The sequence below is a fragment of the Paenibacillus cisolokensis genome (assembly GCF_018403665.1).
Taxonomy (GTDB): Bacteria; Bacillota; Bacilli; order Paenibacillales; family Paenibacillaceae; genus Paenibacillus_AH; species Paenibacillus_AH cisolokensis.
Genome location: NZ_BOVJ01000208.1, coordinates 1 through 15,950 on the forward strand (window position 1 = coordinate 1; position 15,950 = coordinate 15,950).

At 53.0% G+C, this 15,950-nt stretch carries 14 protein-coding genes and 2 pseudogenes; 13 read left to right on the plus strand and 3 right to left on the minus strand.

Translation table 11 applies throughout. The features are described 5' to 3' along the window. Positions 1–41: 41 nt before the first annotated feature. Together PACILC2_RS24050 and PACILC2_RS24055 are read left to right on the plus strand one after the other, a co-directional pair. A complete protein-coding gene (locus PACILC2_RS24050) occupies positions 42–449 on the plus strand; it encodes a hypothetical protein (RefSeq protein ID WP_213531369.1) in 408 nt (135 codons plus the stop codon). Between the two features lie 28 nt (positions 450–477). Next, positions 478–1,428 (plus strand): D-2-hydroxyacid dehydrogenase, encoded by a 951-nt coding sequence (locus PACILC2_RS24055; protein WP_213531371.1) that lies wholly within the window; start codon positions 478–480, stop codon positions 1,426–1,428. Positions 1,429–1,588: 160 nt separating this feature from the next. On the opposite strand, the gene PACILC2_RS24060 is transcribed toward PACILC2_RS24055, so the two are convergent. After that, positions 1,589–2,425, minus strand: a complete 837-nt coding sequence (locus PACILC2_RS24060; RefSeq protein WP_062489273.1) for a phytanoyl-CoA dioxygenase family protein — start codon at positions 2,423–2,425, stop codon at positions 1,589–1,591. Positions 2,426–2,464: 39 nt separating this feature from the next. Further along, a complete protein-coding gene (locus PACILC2_RS24065; protein WP_213531379.1) occupies positions 2,465–3,319 on the minus strand; it encodes a phytanoyl-CoA dioxygenase family protein in 855 nt (284 codons plus the stop codon). 129 nt (positions 3,320–3,448) lie between these two features. Between PACILC2_RS24065 and PACILC2_RS24070 the strand changes: the two genes are divergently transcribed. Further along, positions 3,449–4,309, plus strand: coding sequence for an AraC family transcriptional regulator (locus PACILC2_RS24070; protein ID WP_213531381.1), 861 nt, complete (start codon positions 3,449–3,451; stop codon positions 4,307–4,309). A gap of 130 nt (positions 4,310–4,439) precedes the next feature. On the opposite strand, the gene PACILC2_RS24075 is transcribed toward PACILC2_RS24070, so the two are convergent. Continuing rightward, on the minus strand, positions 4,440–5,219 hold the full coding sequence (locus tag PACILC2_RS24075) for a DeoR/GlpR family DNA-binding transcription regulator (protein ID WP_307860705.1): 780 nt from the start codon (positions 5,217–5,219) through the stop codon (positions 4,440–4,442). Positions 5,220–5,492: 273 nt separating this feature from the next. Here PACILC2_RS24075 and PACILC2_RS24080 point away from each other — a divergent pair, with 273 nt between their 5' ends. The 10 genes and pseudogenes from PACILC2_RS24080 to tkt all read left to right on the plus strand — a co-directional run bounded on the left by PACILC2_RS24080 (position 5,493) and on the right by tkt (position 15,734). Next, a complete protein-coding gene (locus tag PACILC2_RS24080) occupies positions 5,493–6,983 on the plus strand; it encodes a sugar ABC transporter ATP-binding protein (protein WP_213531383.1) in 1,491 nt (496 codons plus the stop codon). A gap of 12 nt (positions 6,984–6,995) precedes the next feature. Beyond that, a complete protein-coding gene (locus PACILC2_RS24085; RefSeq protein ID WP_213531385.1) occupies positions 6,996–7,988 on the plus strand; it encodes an ABC transporter permease in 993 nt (330 codons plus the stop codon). 25 nt (positions 7,989–8,013) lie between these two features. Next, entirely contained in the window at positions 8,014–8,787 is a 774-nt protein-coding gene (locus tag PACILC2_RS24090) for an SDR family NAD(P)-dependent oxidoreductase (protein ID WP_213531387.1), read from the plus strand. Between the two features lie 73 nt (positions 8,788–8,860). Then, a pseudogene (locus tag PACILC2_RS24095) lies at positions 8,861–9,816 on the plus strand (substrate-binding domain-containing protein). Positions 9,817–9,978: 162 nt separating this feature from the next. Continuing rightward, positions 9,979–10,392 (plus strand): annotated as a pseudogene (rpiB, locus tag PACILC2_RS27645) (ribose 5-phosphate isomerase B); the annotation flags it as partial. Positions 10,393–10,434: 42 nt separating this feature from the next. Beyond that, complete coding sequence (locus PACILC2_RS24100; protein ID WP_244863817.1) at positions 10,435–11,430, plus strand: dihydroxyacetone kinase subunit DhaK; 996 nt, start codon at positions 10,435–10,437, stop codon at positions 11,428–11,430. A 15-nt stretch (positions 11,431–11,445) separates the two neighbouring features. Beyond that, positions 11,446–12,084, plus strand: a complete 639-nt coding sequence (dhaL, locus tag PACILC2_RS24105) for a dihydroxyacetone kinase subunit DhaL (protein ID WP_213531392.1) — start codon at positions 11,446–11,448, stop codon at positions 12,082–12,084. 6 nt (positions 12,085–12,090) lie between these two features. Further along, positions 12,091–13,041 (plus strand): class II fructose-bisphosphatase, encoded by a 951-nt coding sequence (gene glpX, locus PACILC2_RS24110; RefSeq protein WP_062489256.1) that lies wholly within the window; start codon positions 12,091–12,093, stop codon positions 13,039–13,041. Between the two features lie 27 nt (positions 13,042–13,068). Further along, the gene (fsa, locus tag PACILC2_RS24115) at positions 13,069–13,740 is read left to right on the plus strand and encodes a fructose-6-phosphate aldolase (RefSeq protein WP_213531394.1); all 672 of its coding nucleotides are present in this window, start codon (positions 13,069–13,071) and stop codon (positions 13,738–13,740) included. Further along, positions 13,737–15,734, plus strand: a complete 1,998-nt coding sequence (gene tkt / locus PACILC2_RS24120; RefSeq protein ID WP_213531397.1) for a transketolase — start codon at positions 13,737–13,739, stop codon at positions 15,732–15,734. Before fsa ends, tkt begins: the two co-directional genes overlap by 4 nt. Positions 15,735–15,950: the final 216 nt, after the last annotated feature.

Sequence of the window (15,950 nt, forward strand, 5' to 3'; positions counted from 1 at the left end):
CACACTGACTTGACACTGACCCGGAAGTATACGGCCTTGCCATGGCGGATGAAATGGGTTATGTATACAGTCCGTCCGTCGTGTATCCGTTCAGCGAAAGCAACTACGATCAGGCCACGATCGTCAATACGGCTTGGCAGCAACACAACCTGGGAAAAATGACGCTGTACGCGGAGCTGCCGGTTGACGATGCGACGCTGCAAGCGAAAGCCGAATACGAAGCGGTGACGAATGAATTGAATCACAATCTTATTGCGCCGCAAAATGATACGTTGGATAATCTTATTGTAAAGGCCATTACCGGTCCGGTAGACAAGTTTGAAAGCAACTATAAACAGTATACGGATATTTTGTCGAGCCCCGCTATCGCAAGCGGCATTGCCAAACAAGCGGAAGCTTGGATGAAGTATCACAAGCTGCGGGCTAATTTCTTGAAGAAACTGAATTAAATTCACATCGTAAGGAGCCGAGCGCCGAATGAGAACGATCGCATGCCTATACGGACCGCAGCCCCGGCATCTGGAGACGATCCGCAGCGCTGCGCCGGGCTTCGATATTGTAAACGGAGACGAGTCGGAGCTGCGCGCCCGTCTGGAGGACGCCGAAATCGTGGTCGGCTGGAACGAGTGGGCAGAGGAAATTTGCCTTAGGCCGCAGTCGAAGCTGCGATGGGTACAGGCATGGGGAGCGGGCGTAGAGCACATGCCGCTCGACGCCTTCGAACGGCGCAATATTATGCTGACGAACGCCAGCGGCGTGCACGCGTATCCGATATCCGAAACCGTGTTCGGGATGATGCTGTCGTTTGCCCGCAAGCTTCATGCGGCGGCGCGAAACCAGGCGGACAAGCGGTGGGCATGGCTCGGGGAATTGGAAGAGATACACGGGAAGACGCTCGGACTTGTCGGCGTAGGTGCGATCGGGGAAGAGATCGCCCGGCTGGCGCGCGCGTTTCGGATGCAGGTGCTCGGTGTCCGCCGCTCGGGCGCGCCTTCCCCGCATGTCGATCGCATGTATGACCATCATGGATTGAACGAGGTGCTGGCCGAAAGCGACTTTGTCGTCGTCACGCTGCCGCTGACGAAGGATACGCGCCGCCTTATCGATGCGTCCCGGTTTAAGCACATGAAACCCGGCGCGTATTTTATCAATATCGGCCGCGGGCTCACCGTCGATACGGAAGCCTTGATCGAGGCGCTGCGCAGCGGTGCGATCGCCGGAGCGGGACTGGACGTATTCGAGCAGGAGCCTTTGCCCGAATCGAGCCCGTTGTGGGCGATGGAGAACGTCATCATTACCCCGCACAATTCCGGCAGCTCCGTGTATTACGACGACCGCGCCGCCGAAATATTCGTGGCGAATTTGCGGGACTACGTGCAGGGCAAAGAGCCCGGACGGAACCGGGTCGATTTGCGAAACCAATATTGAGGGCGAGCGCACAGACCTGGAGGCCGTCCGCTGCCGGAAGAGCGGCGGACGGCCTTGCGGCTTTGCATACCGCCCGATAAAGACGCCGAAAAAGCCTTCAAGACCGCGTACGGATAGCGGGTTTGAAGGCTTCTTCGATAAGCCGGTCAAGATGCGCTTCTTACCATTCCCAAGGCATCTTCACGGGATAGCCGATTTTCTCGTGGCGAAGCAGCAGACGGGAGCGTTCCGGCAGTTTGTCATACTCTTCCTGCGGAATTTGAATCGTATAGCCGTTGCCGTACCAGTCGCGGTTGTAGATCAGCGCGATGTTCGTTCTGCGGTAATTCGAACGGTTCGGCGTGCCGCGGTGCCACATGCGGATATCGCGAATGACGATGGAGCCTGCGGACATGTATACTTTCTCGGAAAGCATATGTTCCGCCGCTCTTACGATATGCATGTGTGGATTGATGGTGCCGTCCAGCGTATCCTGCGTCGCGCGGTCGGGATGCAAGTGCGTGCCGCCCGGCCAAACTTCCAGCGGTCCGTTCTCTTCCGTCGTATCCACGAGCGGAATGTTCATCACGAGACTGAAGGGCGGCAGGGCAACCGAGAAATCCGGGAACAGCGGGTTAATGTCGCAATGAACGGCCTGATAGTCCGAGCCCGGCATCGGCGTGTCGGATGCGAAGTAAGACAGCTTGCAGTATTCGCCCAGCAGACCGTCGATGACGGACATCGCGATCGGATGCTCGATAATGGACGGGTCGTTGAAAGGCGCTTGGAACGGCAGATGCATTTGCGCCCGGTTCGTGCCGGTATTGTAGCCTTTTCGTTTGATATATTCGTCGAACAGCGGATCGAAAGCGGCGCGAAGCTCGGCCATTTGCTCATCGCTGTACACTTTGTCGAACACGATATAGCCGTTCGCTTTTACCTGCTCGATGGCGATTGCGAGCTTTTCCGGTTCGAGCCGGCCGTTTTTGATTTCTTCGGGAGTCAATGTCATTTTCATCGTTGGTTCTACCTCCGTTGCCCGTAATGGGCTAGTATATTAGGATTGCGATTCTTCGGAATAAACTACCGGGAAATAATGGTTATCAAACCGTTGTCCCTCTTTCGGACGGGGACCGAGCAGCCGAATGTTGTCCACGTTATGGCCGCGGTTCTGGTAAGCAGTGCCGTGCGGCATCAGATGCGCGACGATGGACAGCCGCGGATGTTCGGAATAGTTCTGTCCCGAGCCATGAATCGTCAACGCATGGTGGAAGCTGACTTGACCTGCCTTCAGCAATATCGGAACTTCCTTCCATTCCTTTCCGGATTCTTCGGCTATTCTGGCTTTGACCGCTTCCAAATCCCGGTTGAAGAAAGCGTCGCTGCCTTCGAGAAGTCCCCATTTATGGGAGCCGGGAACGATGCACATGCAGCCGTTCGTCAGATCCGTATCCTGAAGGGCGATCCAAGCCGTTATCAGGTTGTCGGTGTTGGTGCACTGCCAGTAAATATAATCCTGGTGCCAGCCGACATTGCCCGGAGACAGGGCATCTTTCTTGCCCGTACCGGTGCCCGGCTTGTAAATGACCTGATCGTACCACAGACGCGCTTCGGTGCTGTCCATCAGAGCGGCGGCAATCCGTCCAATCACGGGATTCGTAACGGTTTTCCGGACCACGTCGTTGATCCACCAGGAGTTGTCGATTTTCCGAAGCATATTCGGATTATTGGTGGGACGCCATTCTTCGAGCGGATAACCGTCGCCGTCGTAATCGAACGACCAGATGCGATCGTGAGCTTTGCGCATTTCCTCGATTTCTTGTTCATCGAACAGGACCGGGCTGACCCAATAGCCGTTTTTCTTGTAAAATTCTTTATCTTCCTGGGTGACAAGGCCGACCGTATCTTTCATGTCTCACATCCCTCCTCTATTAGTAGTTGCTGCTGTGAAACTATGTCTGTAGTATAGTTCATAATCGACCGGCCGTATTGTACAGTCGATTCGCGATTTGTAAAATTGTAAGAAAAAGTGAGGGACATCATGAGAGAGCACCATCCCAATCCGGCTTCGCATCTGAAAGAGCTCATCGAATTGTTCGATCGGGAATGGCACCGGTTTTCCTTTCCTTCCTTCGGCTTCTGGCGAAACAGGGGGTGGAACGGAGCGGGGTCCGGGTTCGAACTGAATTTTTATACGCGGGGAGAGAATACGGTCATTCAGGACAAGCGAACGATGTCCTTCAGACAGGGCGATCTCATCTTCGTGTCGGATAACGTGCGCCACAGCTTCTGCAGGGACGGGTCGTTCGACTTGTATTATTTGATGTTTCAATTCGACCGCCCGGACTTGAATGCGCGAATGCGCCATTTATTCGACCAGTTGGACATCGGATCGACTCCCGTCTCGATGCCGGGGCTGCAAGCCGACTTTCGCAACCTGATGACCGAGCTTCGTATGGGCCGCAAAATGTCGGTTATGGCCAAGCATTATTTTCTTCATATTTTCGTGAAGATCTACATGGACCAGATGCAGAGAAGCGGGCATCGCAACAGGCACGAACAAATTGTAAGGCAAGTTATCGAAGACATTCAGGAGGAGCTGGACGCCAGCGGGAAAATATTGCTGCCTGCGGTGGCTGCCCGTTATTCGCTCAACGAGCGGTACTTGAACCATATTTTCAAATCGGTAACGGGAATGACGCTCGGGAAGTATATCCTGTCCGTCCGGATCGAGGGAGCGAAGCGCCTTCTGGAAACGACATCGCTGCCGATCACGGAAATCGCGGTCGTCGGCGGCTTCTACGACGGTGCGCATTTCACCAAAGCGTTCAAGGCGAGCGAGGCGATGACGCCGCAGGAGTACCGCAAACAACACGCCTATTTGCACATCCGGCCGGATTGATCGGCGTTGGCGGGAATAGGACTGCGAATTGTCCGTACGCGTATGCCTGCCATTGAGACACTTGCCTGAACATAACAAAGCCCTTTCGTCTTCCCGGTGGGAAGGGAAAGGGCCGAACCGTTTGATCCCGCTAGGCGACAACTACCTCGAGTCCCATTTGCCGGAGTTTGACAAGGTCCTCCTCGGCTGCACCGGAGTCCGTAATGATGATGTCGATGTCTTGAGGAGCGACGAACGAAGCGATAGAGGAACGTCCGATTTTGGTATGGTCCAGCAGAGCGACGATTTTTTGGGCGCTCGAAGCCATCGATTTTTTTAGCTCCACTTCATAGACGTTGAAATCGGTTAAGCCGTCATCGTATACGAAACCGTTGGCGGATGTATACATCGTGTCCACGTTAATCTCTTTCAAGATATGGGTACCCAGACTTCCCTCCAGCCCCGCGCTTCCCAGCCGCAGAATCCCGCCGATTAAAATCACCGTAAATTGCGGATTTTCCCTCAATTCCAAGGCGGTCATAATTCCGTTCGTGAGAATGGTCAATCGTTTTTGCTGCGTGACTAAAATTCGGGCCATCTCCAGGCAAGTAGAACTGGCATCCAAAATGATGCATTGCCCTGTGCTTACCATATCGGCGGCAATTTTGCCGATCGCGCGTTTTTCCGCTTGATTGGTCTTTTCCCGTACCGAGAAGCTGGTCGTAGGCGGAAGCTCCGGTCTCGACTCGATCAAGGTGGCGCCGCCGTGAGTTCTTTGCAGCAATCCTTCCGACTCCATAGAGTTTAAATCGGCACGCAAAGTTACCTTGGACACATTCAAAATCTCGGCGAGTTCTTTTACAGTAGCCCGATTATGGCGTATCAAATAATCGAGAATCCGCTTTCGCCTTTCTTCACTGAACATTTTCATAAGCAACCTCCGAAAATATGAAATATCACCTTGTCCTTTATATTCACGCATTCTAAATCCAAGTATACTGTGTCATCTCATATAAATGAATTTATCATAAAAAGTATAATCGTAAACTAGAAACGAAAGAATACGAAAACATTTGCCGCTGAAAGAAAGAGGTTATTGACAATATAAAATAAACTATTAAAATTAAACGTAAGAATACGAAGTTAAATTTTCCAAATCATTATTTTCGTTTTCTTGTTTTTGTTTTCGAACGGAGGGATTGAAATGGATTATTTGTTGGAGATGAAATCCATATCCAAAAGCTTTTCAGGATTGAAAGCGCTACACAACGTGTCCCTTCGCCTTCGGCCAGGTTCGGTCCTTGCGCTGATGGGGGAGAACGGCGCGGGGAAGTCGACATTAATGAAAATTTTGTCGGGCATCCATCGGCCGGATGAAGGCGAGATTTTTATTAAAGGCAACCGGGTCACGATTGATAGTCCGCGGGACGCATTGAAGCTGGGGATCTCCATGATCCACCAGGAGCTTACGCCGATTAACGAAATGACGGTGGCCGAAAACATCTTTCTGGGACGCGAGCCGACTCGGATGGGCGTGCTATGGTATGCGGAATTGTATCGATGGACCAAAGAACTGTTCGATCAAATCGGCATTCAACTGGATCCGCAAACCAAAATGAAAGATTTGAAAGTGTCGGACGTTCAATTAGTGGAAATTTCTAAAGCGGTTTCATACGATTCCGACATCATGATCATGGACGAACCGACTTCGGCGATCACGGATCGGGAAGTGAGCCAATTGTTTCGGGTCATCCAAGACTTGAAATCGAGAGGCAAAGGAATTATCTATATTTCGCATAAAATGAACGAAATTTTCCAAATAGCCGATGACATTACGGTGCTGAGGGATGGCCAATACATCGATACGAAGCCGGCCGGTCAGACCAACAATAAAGAATTGATTTCTATGATGGTCGGACGAGAATTGAAGGACATTTTCCCCGGCCAAAAATCAGCTCCGGGAGAAGTGGTGCTGGAAGTTAAGGGGTTGACCAAAGCGAAATGGTTCCATAACGTCAGCTTCCAGCTGAGAAAAGGCGAAATTTTAGGTTTCGCGGGTTTAATGGGCTCCGGCCGCACGGAAGTGATGGAAGCGCTTTTCGGCATGACACCTTACGATTCCGGCGAGATTTTGCTGGAAGGGAGACGGGTTCATTTTAAAACGCCGTCCGAAGCGATAAAAAACGGGATCGCGTTTATTACCGAGGACCGAAAGGTCGAAGGGCTAAATCTTCCGTCATCGGTTAAGCACAATATCACCATTTCCTCACTCGGGAAAGTGTCCAGCCGTGCGGGAGTTCTTCAACCGAAGCAGGAAAACAAAATAGCGGATTACTACATTGAATCGCTTCGGATCAAAACCCCGAGCCGGGATCAATGGGTTCAATATTTAAGCGGCGGTAATCAGCAGAAGGTCGTCATAGCCAAATGGCTCATGACGAACCCCCGGATCTTGATCATGGACGAACCGACCCGGGGAATCGATATCGGGGCGAAAACGGAAATTTATAAATTAATGAACGATCTCGTTCACGAAGGTTATTCGATCATCATGATTTCGTCCGAATTGCCGGAAGTGATCGGCATGAGCCATCGCATCGTGGTGTTCCATAATCGCACGGTGGCGGGAGAGTTGAATCAGGACGAGGCGACACAAGAAAAATTATGGAGTTGGCGACGGGCCAACACCTTGTAAGGAGTGAAGAACATGTCGGCAGTACCGCCTAAAACGTTGACGGAATCGGCGAATTTGAACATCAAAAAATGGAATCCGAGACTCTTTTTCAAGGAATACGGAATCGTCATTGCGCTGGTTCTGATTATTGGTTTGTTATCCGTCATCAGCCCGGCTTTTCTCACCTTTAACAACATGATGAACGTCCTGAGGCAAGTTTCGATCAACGGACTGCTGGCTATCGGCGCAACTTTCGTCATCCTGACGAGAGGGATTGACTTGTCCGTAGGGTCCATCCTCGCATTCTCAGGCGTCGTGACCGCAAGTCTCGTGCAAGGCGGCGCTTATCCCGAATGGATCGCCATTGCGGCGGGGCTGCTCGCGGGACTCGTTCTCGGATGGGTGAACGGTTTTGTTGTGGCGAAGTGGTATGTGGCTCCGTTTATCGTGACGCTCGGCATGATGAGCGCGGCTCGCGGATTGACGTTCGTGTACAGCGACGGCCGTCCGATCCCCGGATTGTCGGAATCGTTTAAATGGATCGGCGGAGGCACGTTAATCGGCGTCCCGGTTCCGGTGTGGATCTTGTTAATTGTATTCGCTTTAAGTTCGTTCTTGTTGTATCGGACCCGGATCGGCCGCTACGTATACGCTGTAGGCGGCAACGAGGAGTCGGCTTTGATCTCGGGAGTCAATGTGAAAAGGGTCAAGATCATTGTCTACTCGTTAAGCGGACTGTTGGCCGGATTGGCCGGGATTATCTTAACCTCCCGCGTGACCAGCGGATTGCCGCAAGCCGGCAGTTCGTATGAGCTGGATGCCATAGCGGCCGTTGTCATCGGCGGCACGAGTCTGGCCGGGGGCAAAGGCCGGCTGTGGGGGACGATGATCGGCGTATTACTCATCGGCGTAATCAACAACGGTCTGGATTTGCTGAATGTCTCTTCCTATTATCAGCTCATTGTGAAAGGTCTGGTTATTGTTATCGCGGTATTAATCGATTCCAAAACAACCCATAAATCTTAAAAATCCGGAAAGCGAGGAAGAAAGAATGGACTTCAAAAAACGGTTTGATTTGACAGGCAAAGTTTCTCTGGTGACGGGTGCGGCGACGGGCCTTGGCAAGTCGATGGCCGAAGCGCTTGCGTCATTCGGCTCATCGGTTGTCATCGCCGATATGAATGTCGAGCAAGCGCAGCGAACTGCCGAGGAGATTGCGCGTGAGCACAACGTACAGACGCACGCGATCGGAGTGAATGTAGCCGACGAAAGTCAGGTTCAATCGATGTACGACACCATTATCGATAAATTCGGAAAGCTGAACGTGCTTGTAAACAATGCCGGGATCTGTCAAAAGATTAAAGCGATCGATCAATCGCTCGCGGATTGGCAGCGCACGATGGACGTAAACGTCAACGGCGTATTTCTCTGCGCCAAATATGCGGCACTTCACATGATGAAGAACGGCGGCGGATCGATCGTGAATATTGCTTCCATGTCCGGCTTTATCGCCAATACGGAAGCGCAATGCGCGTACAATGCCTCCAAGGCCGCTGTCGTGATGATCACCAAATGTCTGGCCTCGGAATGGGTGGAATACAACATCCGGGTCAACGCGATCGCCCCCGGTTACATGAAGACGGCTATGACGAAACCGATATTCGAAGAAGGGGGTGAACTGGCGCATGTTTTGAATTACGTTCCGATGAAGCGGCTTGGCAATCCCGAGGAGCTTGGCGGTGTCGTCGTTCTGCTTGCATCGGACGCTTCCAGCTTCACGACGGGGGCTACTTATCTGGTAGACGGCGGTTACACAATCCACTAATGAAAGAGAGAAGGATGGGGAAATGAGACAAACAGGCAGTTTGAAAGTATGGTTGATACTGGCGCTGTGCTTCATGCTTGCGCTAACGGGCTGCTCTTCCCAAGGCGGTTCGGCAAGCGAGCCGTCCGGCAACAGCGGGTCGTCCGAAGCCGGGGGCGACACCGCATCCGGAGATAAGAAGTTTAAAATCGGCGTTACGCATTACGGCTTGAAAAACGAGTTTACGGTTCTCATCAGCGACGCGCAGAAGGAGAAAGCGAAAGAACTCGGCGTGGATATTGAGATTTTCGATGGCAACTACGATGTCAATACGCAAATCAGCCAATTCGAGAACATGATCGCGCAAGGGTTCGATGCCATTATATTCTCTCCCGTCGATGTGGACGCGATGTCCGTCGCCGTAGAGCAGGCGGTTCAGGCCGGGGTTCCGGTCTTCGGTGTCAACACCCGTGTCAACAGCGACAAGCTTACGTCCTATATCGGTTCGAACGACGTAACGGCGGGTGAATTCGAAATGAATTTTATTGCCGAGAAGATCGGAGGCAAGGGCAATATCGTCATTCTCGAAGGCCCGATCGGCAGCTCGGCTCAGGTTCAACGCCGCGAAGGCATTCATAATGTGCTGAAGAAATACCCCGATATCAAGGTGCTGGCGGAAAAACAGCCAATTGGTCCCGTGCCGAAGGTCTCGCATTGATGGAGAACTGGCTGCAATCGTTCGAAGGACAGATCGACGCTGTCGTCGGACAGAACGATGAAATGGCGCTTGGCGCGCTGCAGGCTCTGGAAGGAAAAGGGTTGACCGACCGTGACGACATTCCGGTCGTCGGCGTCGACGCAATCTCCGACGCCTTGCAAGCGGTAAAAGACGGGCGCTTGAACGCAACGGTATTCCAGGACGCCAAAGGCCAGGGCGCACAATCGGTAGAGGTCGCCGTGAAGTATCTGAAGGGCGAACCGATCGAGAAAGAATACTGGATTCCGTTCCAGCTCGTAACAGCCGAAAACGTCGACGAATTTATGGAGTAATGAGGAAGCGGCAGAAGCGGAAAAAAAGAAGGATTACCATGACCGGCAATCCTTCTCCGCTTCTCTCCATTAGAGAAAGACGGAAAGTAATGAGACGACAGTATTATATCATAATGACCCCATATACGAAAAAGGAATAGAGAGGAAATGGAGAGATGCTGTATGAAAATCGGGATAGGCAGCGACCATCACGGCTATGAATTGAAAGAATGGATCAAGCGATATTTGGATAAAGAGAAAATCGAATACGTGGACATGGGTTGCCATTCTTGCGAAGAAACCGATTATCCCGATGTGGCATCCGCGGTCGCCCTGGAAATCAAGAAAGGCCGTCTGGAACGCGGGATCCTGATTTGCGGTACCGGCATCGGCGTTGCGATTGCCGCCAACAAGGTACCCGGCATTCGGGCGGCCCAATGCCACGATACGTATTCGGCGGAACGTGCCCGGAAAAGCAATAATGCGCAGATCATTACGCTCGGAGCGAAGGTGATTGGGCCGGAAGCCGCGCTCAAAGTGGTGGAAGCCTGGCTGAGTTCGGAGTTCCAGGGCGGCAATTCGGCGCGAAAAGTAGAAAAATTATGGACATCGAAGAGCAGATGGGGAGGAGTGAATGGAGTGAAGAAACTAATCAATGTTCCGAATCTGGTTGTTGACGAGATGATCGAAGGCTATGCCGCGGCTTATCCCCAGTATGTCAGAGTGCTGCCGGAAAACAAACGTGCGGTAGTAAGCGTGAATACGGTCCGTCAAGGGAAAGTGGGTGTTATTATCGGCGGGGGCTCCGGTCACGAACCGGCTTTCATGGGCGTTATCGGCAAAGGATTTGTCGACGCCGTACCTGTGGGCAACGTATTTGCCTCTCCTCCCCCGGACCCGATTCTGGCTTGTACGAGAGCGGTTCATGGCGGCGAAGGCGTCATCTATATGTATGGCAATTATGCGGGGGACTGCATGAACTTCGATATGGCCGCCGAGTTGGCCGCCATGGAAGGTATCCGGGTAGAGACGGTATTAATCACGGACGATGTCGCCTCTTCGCCGGCAGTAGAGCGGCGCCGCGGTATCGCAGGCGGATTCCTCGTTTTCAAATGTGCGGGAGCCGCGGCGGACATGGGAATGAAACTGGACGATGTGGTCCGGGTCGCGAAGAAAGCGAACGACAATATTCGTACGATGGGGGTCGCCTTGTCCCCATGCGCCGTGCCGCAAACCGGAAAGCCCAGCTTCGTTCTGGGAGAGGATGAAATGGAGATCGGTCTTGGAATCCACGGCGAGCCGGGCGTCCAGCGCGGGAAATTAAAAACGGCTGATGAAACGACCGACGATCTGATTGATAAAATTCTGGAAGACATGCTGCTGGAGTCCGGCGAACGTGTGGCCGTCATGGTGAACGGGCTCGGCTCCACGACTTACATGGAATTGTTCGTGGTGTTTCGCCGGGCCGAACAAAGATTGAAGCAGCTCGGAGTCCACATTTATCGTTCGTTTGTCGGCGAGTTTGTCACTTCTCTCGAAATGGGAGGTTGTTCGATCTCGATCATGAAATTGGATGATGAACTGGCGCAAATGATCGATTATCCCGTTGACACACCGATGTACGTGCAGAAATAAGGAGGACGTGGTTCCATGGTCATGACATTCGAGCAGTTTAAGCAGTTGTTTGTTGAGATTGCCGATCGAATCGAACAAGTCAAGGACGAGCTGTCGGAACTGGACCGCCAATTAGGCGACGGCGATCACGGTGTGACGATGTCGATCGGTTGGCAGGCCATTGTCGACAAAATACGGCAGTCCGAAGCGAGCGATTGCGGGACATTGCTCAAGGAGATCGCCATGGCTTTCCTGAATGCGGTCGGTTCTTCCGTCGGGCCGCTGTACGCCACGGCATTTTTAAGAGGATCCGCGGCGTTGCAAGGGAAGACCGAACTGACGCACCGGGATCTCGTTTCGTTCTGGGAAGCGGCTATTCAAGGCATCCAGGAACGCGGAAAAGCCAAAATCGGGGATAAAACGATGATGGACACCTGGCTGCCGGTACTCGGCGTATTAAAAACGCAAAGCGAGAAAGATGAGATCGGCAAAGACATCTATGACAAGGCGCTTGCCGAAGCGGAAAACGGTATGAATGCTACGGCGTCCCTAGTGTCGCAATTGGGCCGGTCCAGCCGATTGGGGGACCGATCCGTCGGACATATGGATCCCGGGGCGGTTTCGGCGTATTACATTTTCCAGACGTTCGTTCAATATGTTCGTAAAGTGATGTGAAGAACAATGAAACGACTGCTCTTCGATTTTTTGCAAGTTGCCGAAGCGGCCGCTCTGGTCTCTTATCCATGGGTCGGACGCGGGAACAAACACGAAGCCGATCAGGCGGCTACCAGCGCCATGCGCCTCATGTTGAACAAGATGGAGATGGACGCAACCGTCGTGATCGGAGAAGGCGAAATGGATGAAGCGCCCATGCTTCATATCGGGGAACGGCTTGGCACAGGCCGGGGACCGGAGCTGGATATCGCGGTTGACCCGCTGGAAGGAACGAACCTTGTCGCCTATGGCCAGGAAAATTCCACGACGGTTATTGCCGCGGCCCCGCGGGGAACGCTGCTTCACGCCCCCGATATGTACATGTACAAGATGGCAGTCGGTCCGAAGGCGAAGGGCAGCATCGATTTGGAACGGTCCATTGTCGATAATGTGCGGAATGTGGCGGACGCTCTCGGCAAAGACGTATCCGAATTGACCGTGATGGTGCAGCAAAGGGAACGGCATGCCGACATTTTGCAAGAAATCAAAAGCACCGGGGCGAGAGCGAAGCTCTTTACCGACGGAGATGTAACCTGCGCCATCGCAACGGCGGTCGAGTCCACCGGGGTCGATCTGTTTGTCGGGATCGGCGGAGCGCCCGAGGGCGTCCTGTCGGCGGTGGCGTTGAAATGCCTGGGGGGCGAAATGCAGGCGAAGCTGCTTCCGGCAAACGATGAGGAGCGGGAACGGTGCAAAACAATGGGGATTCATACGCCTGACATTCCTCTTGAAATGGACCGTCTCGTTTCCTCGGACGATTGTATTTTCGTCGCTACCGGCATTACGACAGGCGTGATGTTGAACGGAATTCAACGCAATCATGACGGAACGCAAACGACGCACTCGCTGGTCACTTATGGAGGCGGTCAAGGGATTCATTTCGTCACGTCGCATCATAAACGCCTGATTGCCGTTTAGAACATGGATAGGAGGAGGCTGGCAGTAATGAAATTTTTTCTGGATACGGGAAACGTAGAAGAGATTAAGCGGGTGAAACGATTGGGGCTGGTGGATGGCGTTACGACCAATCCTTCATTGATCGCGAAAGAAAAACGGCCTTTTAAAGAAATCATACAAGAAATTTGCAAGGAAATCAGCGGACCCGTAAGCGCGGAAGTCGTCGGCGTTCGTGCTGCGGATATGGTCAGGGAAGCGCACGAATTGGCGCGTTGGGCCGACAATGTCGTGATCAAGCTCCCGATGACGGAAGATGGGCTTGAAGCGACATATAAGCTGTCGCAGGAAGGCATAAAAACGAATGTCACGTTGATTTTTACGGTTGCCCAGGGGCTAATGGCCGCAAAGGCTGGCGCAACCTATATCAGCCCGTTTGTCGGCAGACTGGATGATACCGGGATCGAAGGATTAAAGTTAATTCGCGACCTTCGAACCGTTCTCGACCATTATAATTTCCCGGCGGAAATCATTACAGCGAGCGTTCGGAATATCTTGCACGTGCAAGATGCCGCCCTGGCCGGGGCGCACATCGCGACGATTCCGGGTTCTTTATTCCCTTCGTTGTGGAAGCATCCGCTTACGGACATCGGGATTGAAAAATTTTTGAAGGATTGGACTCAAGTTCCGGGCGGATTGTCGTTGGACGGGGGAAATCAATGATGTACAGCGATCAAGATTTGCGCGCCGTGCAGGCCATACGCATGCTGTCTGTCGATGCGATTGAGAAAGCGGGTTCGGGGCATCCGGGCTTGCCTATGGGCGCGGCTCCGATGGCATATGTTTTGTGGAGCCGTTTCCTGAAATTTCAGCCCGCGAACCCGCATTGGTGGAACCGGGACCGGTTTGTGCTTTCCGCCGGTCACGGTTCCATGCTCCTGTACAGTTTGCTTCATTTATTTCAGTATGATGTGAGCCTGGAGGATCTCAAGCAATTCCGCCAATGGGGAAGCAATACCCCGGGACATCCGGAATACGGACACACACCCGGCGTGGAGTGTACGACCGGACCTTTGGGACAAGGTTTTGCGATGGCTGTAGGAATGGCGATGGCGGAGCGGTTTTTGGCTGCGCGCTATAACCGAGACGGCTATAACATTATGGATCACTATACCTATTGCCTGTGCGGCGACGGCGACTTGATGGAAGGGGTCGCTGCCGAAGCGGCTTCGCTGGCCGGTCATCTCCGGTTAAGTAAGCTGGTCGTTTTATACGATTCGAATGACATATCGCTGGACGGCGAAACGAAGCTCGCTTTCACCGAACGTGTGGCGGAGCGGTTTGAGGCTTACGGCTGGCAGGTCTTAAAGGTGGAAGATGGAAACGATTTGACCGGCATTCACGCAGCGATCGAGAAGGCGCAACAATCGCAGAAGCCTGCGCTCATTGAAGTGAAGACGATCATCGGTTACGGCAGTCCGAACAAAGCCGGAACGTCCGAAAGCCACGGATCGCCGCTTGGCGAAGCGGAAATTTCCCTCGTACGGGAAGCGTACCGCTGGCCGCACCCGCCTTTCGAAATCCCGGAGCATATTCTCGAACCGTTCCGGCAAGCGGCGCAAAGGGGCATCGAAGCGGAGCAATCATGGAAACAAGTGTGGAACGCATATCGAGAAGCATTCCCGGATTTGGCCTCCGAGCTGGAAAAGGCGTTTGCCGGGGAATTGCCGGAGGGCTGGGAATCCGCGCTTCCCGTCTTTCATATCGGAGAGAAGGTGGCGACGCGCGACGCTTCCGGCAAAGCCATCAATGCGCTCGCTTCGGCCATCCCTTATTTTCTCGGAGGCTCCGCAGATCTGGCGTCATCCAATAAAACGACGATCCGTCAGGAAGAAGCGTATCAACCCGAGAATTTCCAGGGCCGCAACATCTGGTTCGGAGTACGCGAGCATGCGATGGCGGCGGCCTTGAACGGGATGTCTTTGCACGGCGGTCTGAGGGTCTACGGCGGAACGTTCTTTGTGTTTTCGGATTATATGAAGCCTGCGATGCGACTGTCCGCTTTAATGGGGCAACCTGTCATTTATGTATTGACGCATGACAGCATCGCCGTTGGCGAGGACGGTCCGACCCATCAGCCGATTGAGCATCTTGCGGGATTAAGAAGCATCCCGAATTTGCTGGTGCTCCGGCCTTCCGACGCGAACGAGACGATGGCCGCTTATCAAATTGCTTTAAGCCAAAGCCGCCGCCCGAGTGCGCTTGTATTAACCAGACAGGCGCTCCCTGTGACCGCGGGCTCGGAGAAAGGGCGCGAGCTGGCGCATCGGGGCGCGTATATTCGTGTCCAAACGCCGGACGGCCATCCCGATTTGTTGTTGATCGCGTCCGGGTCGGAGGTTCCGCTGGCGATTGAGGTCGCAAGCATGCTGGAACAGCACGGCCGCAAAGTGAACGTGGTGAGCATGCTCTCCTGGGAGTTGTTCGAAGAACAGGATCAGGGCTACCGGAATTCCGTTATCCCTCCCCACATTCGGAAAAGGGTTTGCATCGAAATGGGAAGCTCGCTGGGATGGGAACGTTACGCGGGCTCCGAAGGTCTCTTGATTACGTTGGATCGTTTTGGAGCGTCCGCACCCGGGAGCGTCTTGTTGGAGAAATACGGGTTTACGAAGGAGCAAATTTTCAACCGCATTACGGAATGGTACGGCAATTGATCAAAAAATTGGAATAAAACGTCTTTGGCCCGCAGGTGAAGTTCCGTCTGGAGCTAACCTGCAGGCTTTTTTCTTTTACGCCGGCTACTCGATCTGCTTGTATCTGGACACCGAGAATCGAGAATGCGACAATAAGCTTTATGTATAAGAATCACTATTAATTGGAAAAGTTATAATATAAATATCATTATGGATGTCGCACAACTGAACTTGTGC

Bases quoted from the DNA above. Each gene is read 5' to 3' on its own strand.
- PACILC2_RS24050 (WP_213531369.1), top strand. From the start codon at position 42: ATGGCGGATGAAATGGGTTATGTATACAGTCCGTCCGTCGTGTATCCG.
- PACILC2_RS24055 (WP_213531371.1), top strand. From the start codon at position 478: ATGAGAACGATCGCATGCCTATACGGACCGCAGCCCCGGCATCTGGAG.
- PACILC2_RS24060 (WP_062489273.1), bottom strand. From the start codon at position 2,425: ATGAAAATGACATTGACTCCCGAAGAAATCAAAAACGGCCGGCTCGAA.
- PACILC2_RS24065 (WP_213531379.1), bottom strand. From the start codon at position 3,319: ATGAAAGATACGGTCGGCCTTGTCACCCAGGAAGATAAAGAATTTTAC.
- PACILC2_RS24070 (WP_213531381.1), top strand. From the start codon at position 3,449: ATGAGAGAGCACCATCCCAATCCGGCTTCGCATCTGAAAGAGCTCATC.
- PACILC2_RS24075 (WP_307860705.1), bottom strand. From the start codon at position 5,219: ATGAAAATGTTCAGTGAAGAAAGGCGAAAGCGGATTCTCGATTATTTG.
- PACILC2_RS24080 (WP_213531383.1), top strand. From the start codon at position 5,493: ATGGATTATTTGTTGGAGATGAAATCCATATCCAAAAGCTTTTCAGGA.
- PACILC2_RS24085 (WP_213531385.1), top strand. From the start codon at position 6,996: ATGTCGGCAGTACCGCCTAAAACGTTGACGGAATCGGCGAATTTGAAC.
- PACILC2_RS24090 (WP_213531387.1), top strand. From the start codon at position 8,014: ATGGACTTCAAAAAACGGTTTGATTTGACAGGCAAAGTTTCTCTGGTG.
- dhaL (WP_213531392.1), top strand. From the start codon at position 11,446: ATGGTCATGACATTCGAGCAGTTTAAGCAGTTGTTTGTTGAGATTGCC.
- glpX (WP_062489256.1), top strand. From the start codon at position 12,091: ATGAAACGACTGCTCTTCGATTTTTTGCAAGTTGCCGAAGCGGCCGCT.
- fsa (WP_213531394.1), top strand. From the start codon at position 13,069: ATGAAATTTTTTCTGGATACGGGAAACGTAGAAGAGATTAAGCGGGTG.
- tkt (WP_213531397.1), top strand. From the start codon at position 13,737: ATGATGTACAGCGATCAAGATTTGCGCGCCGTGCAGGCCATACGCATG.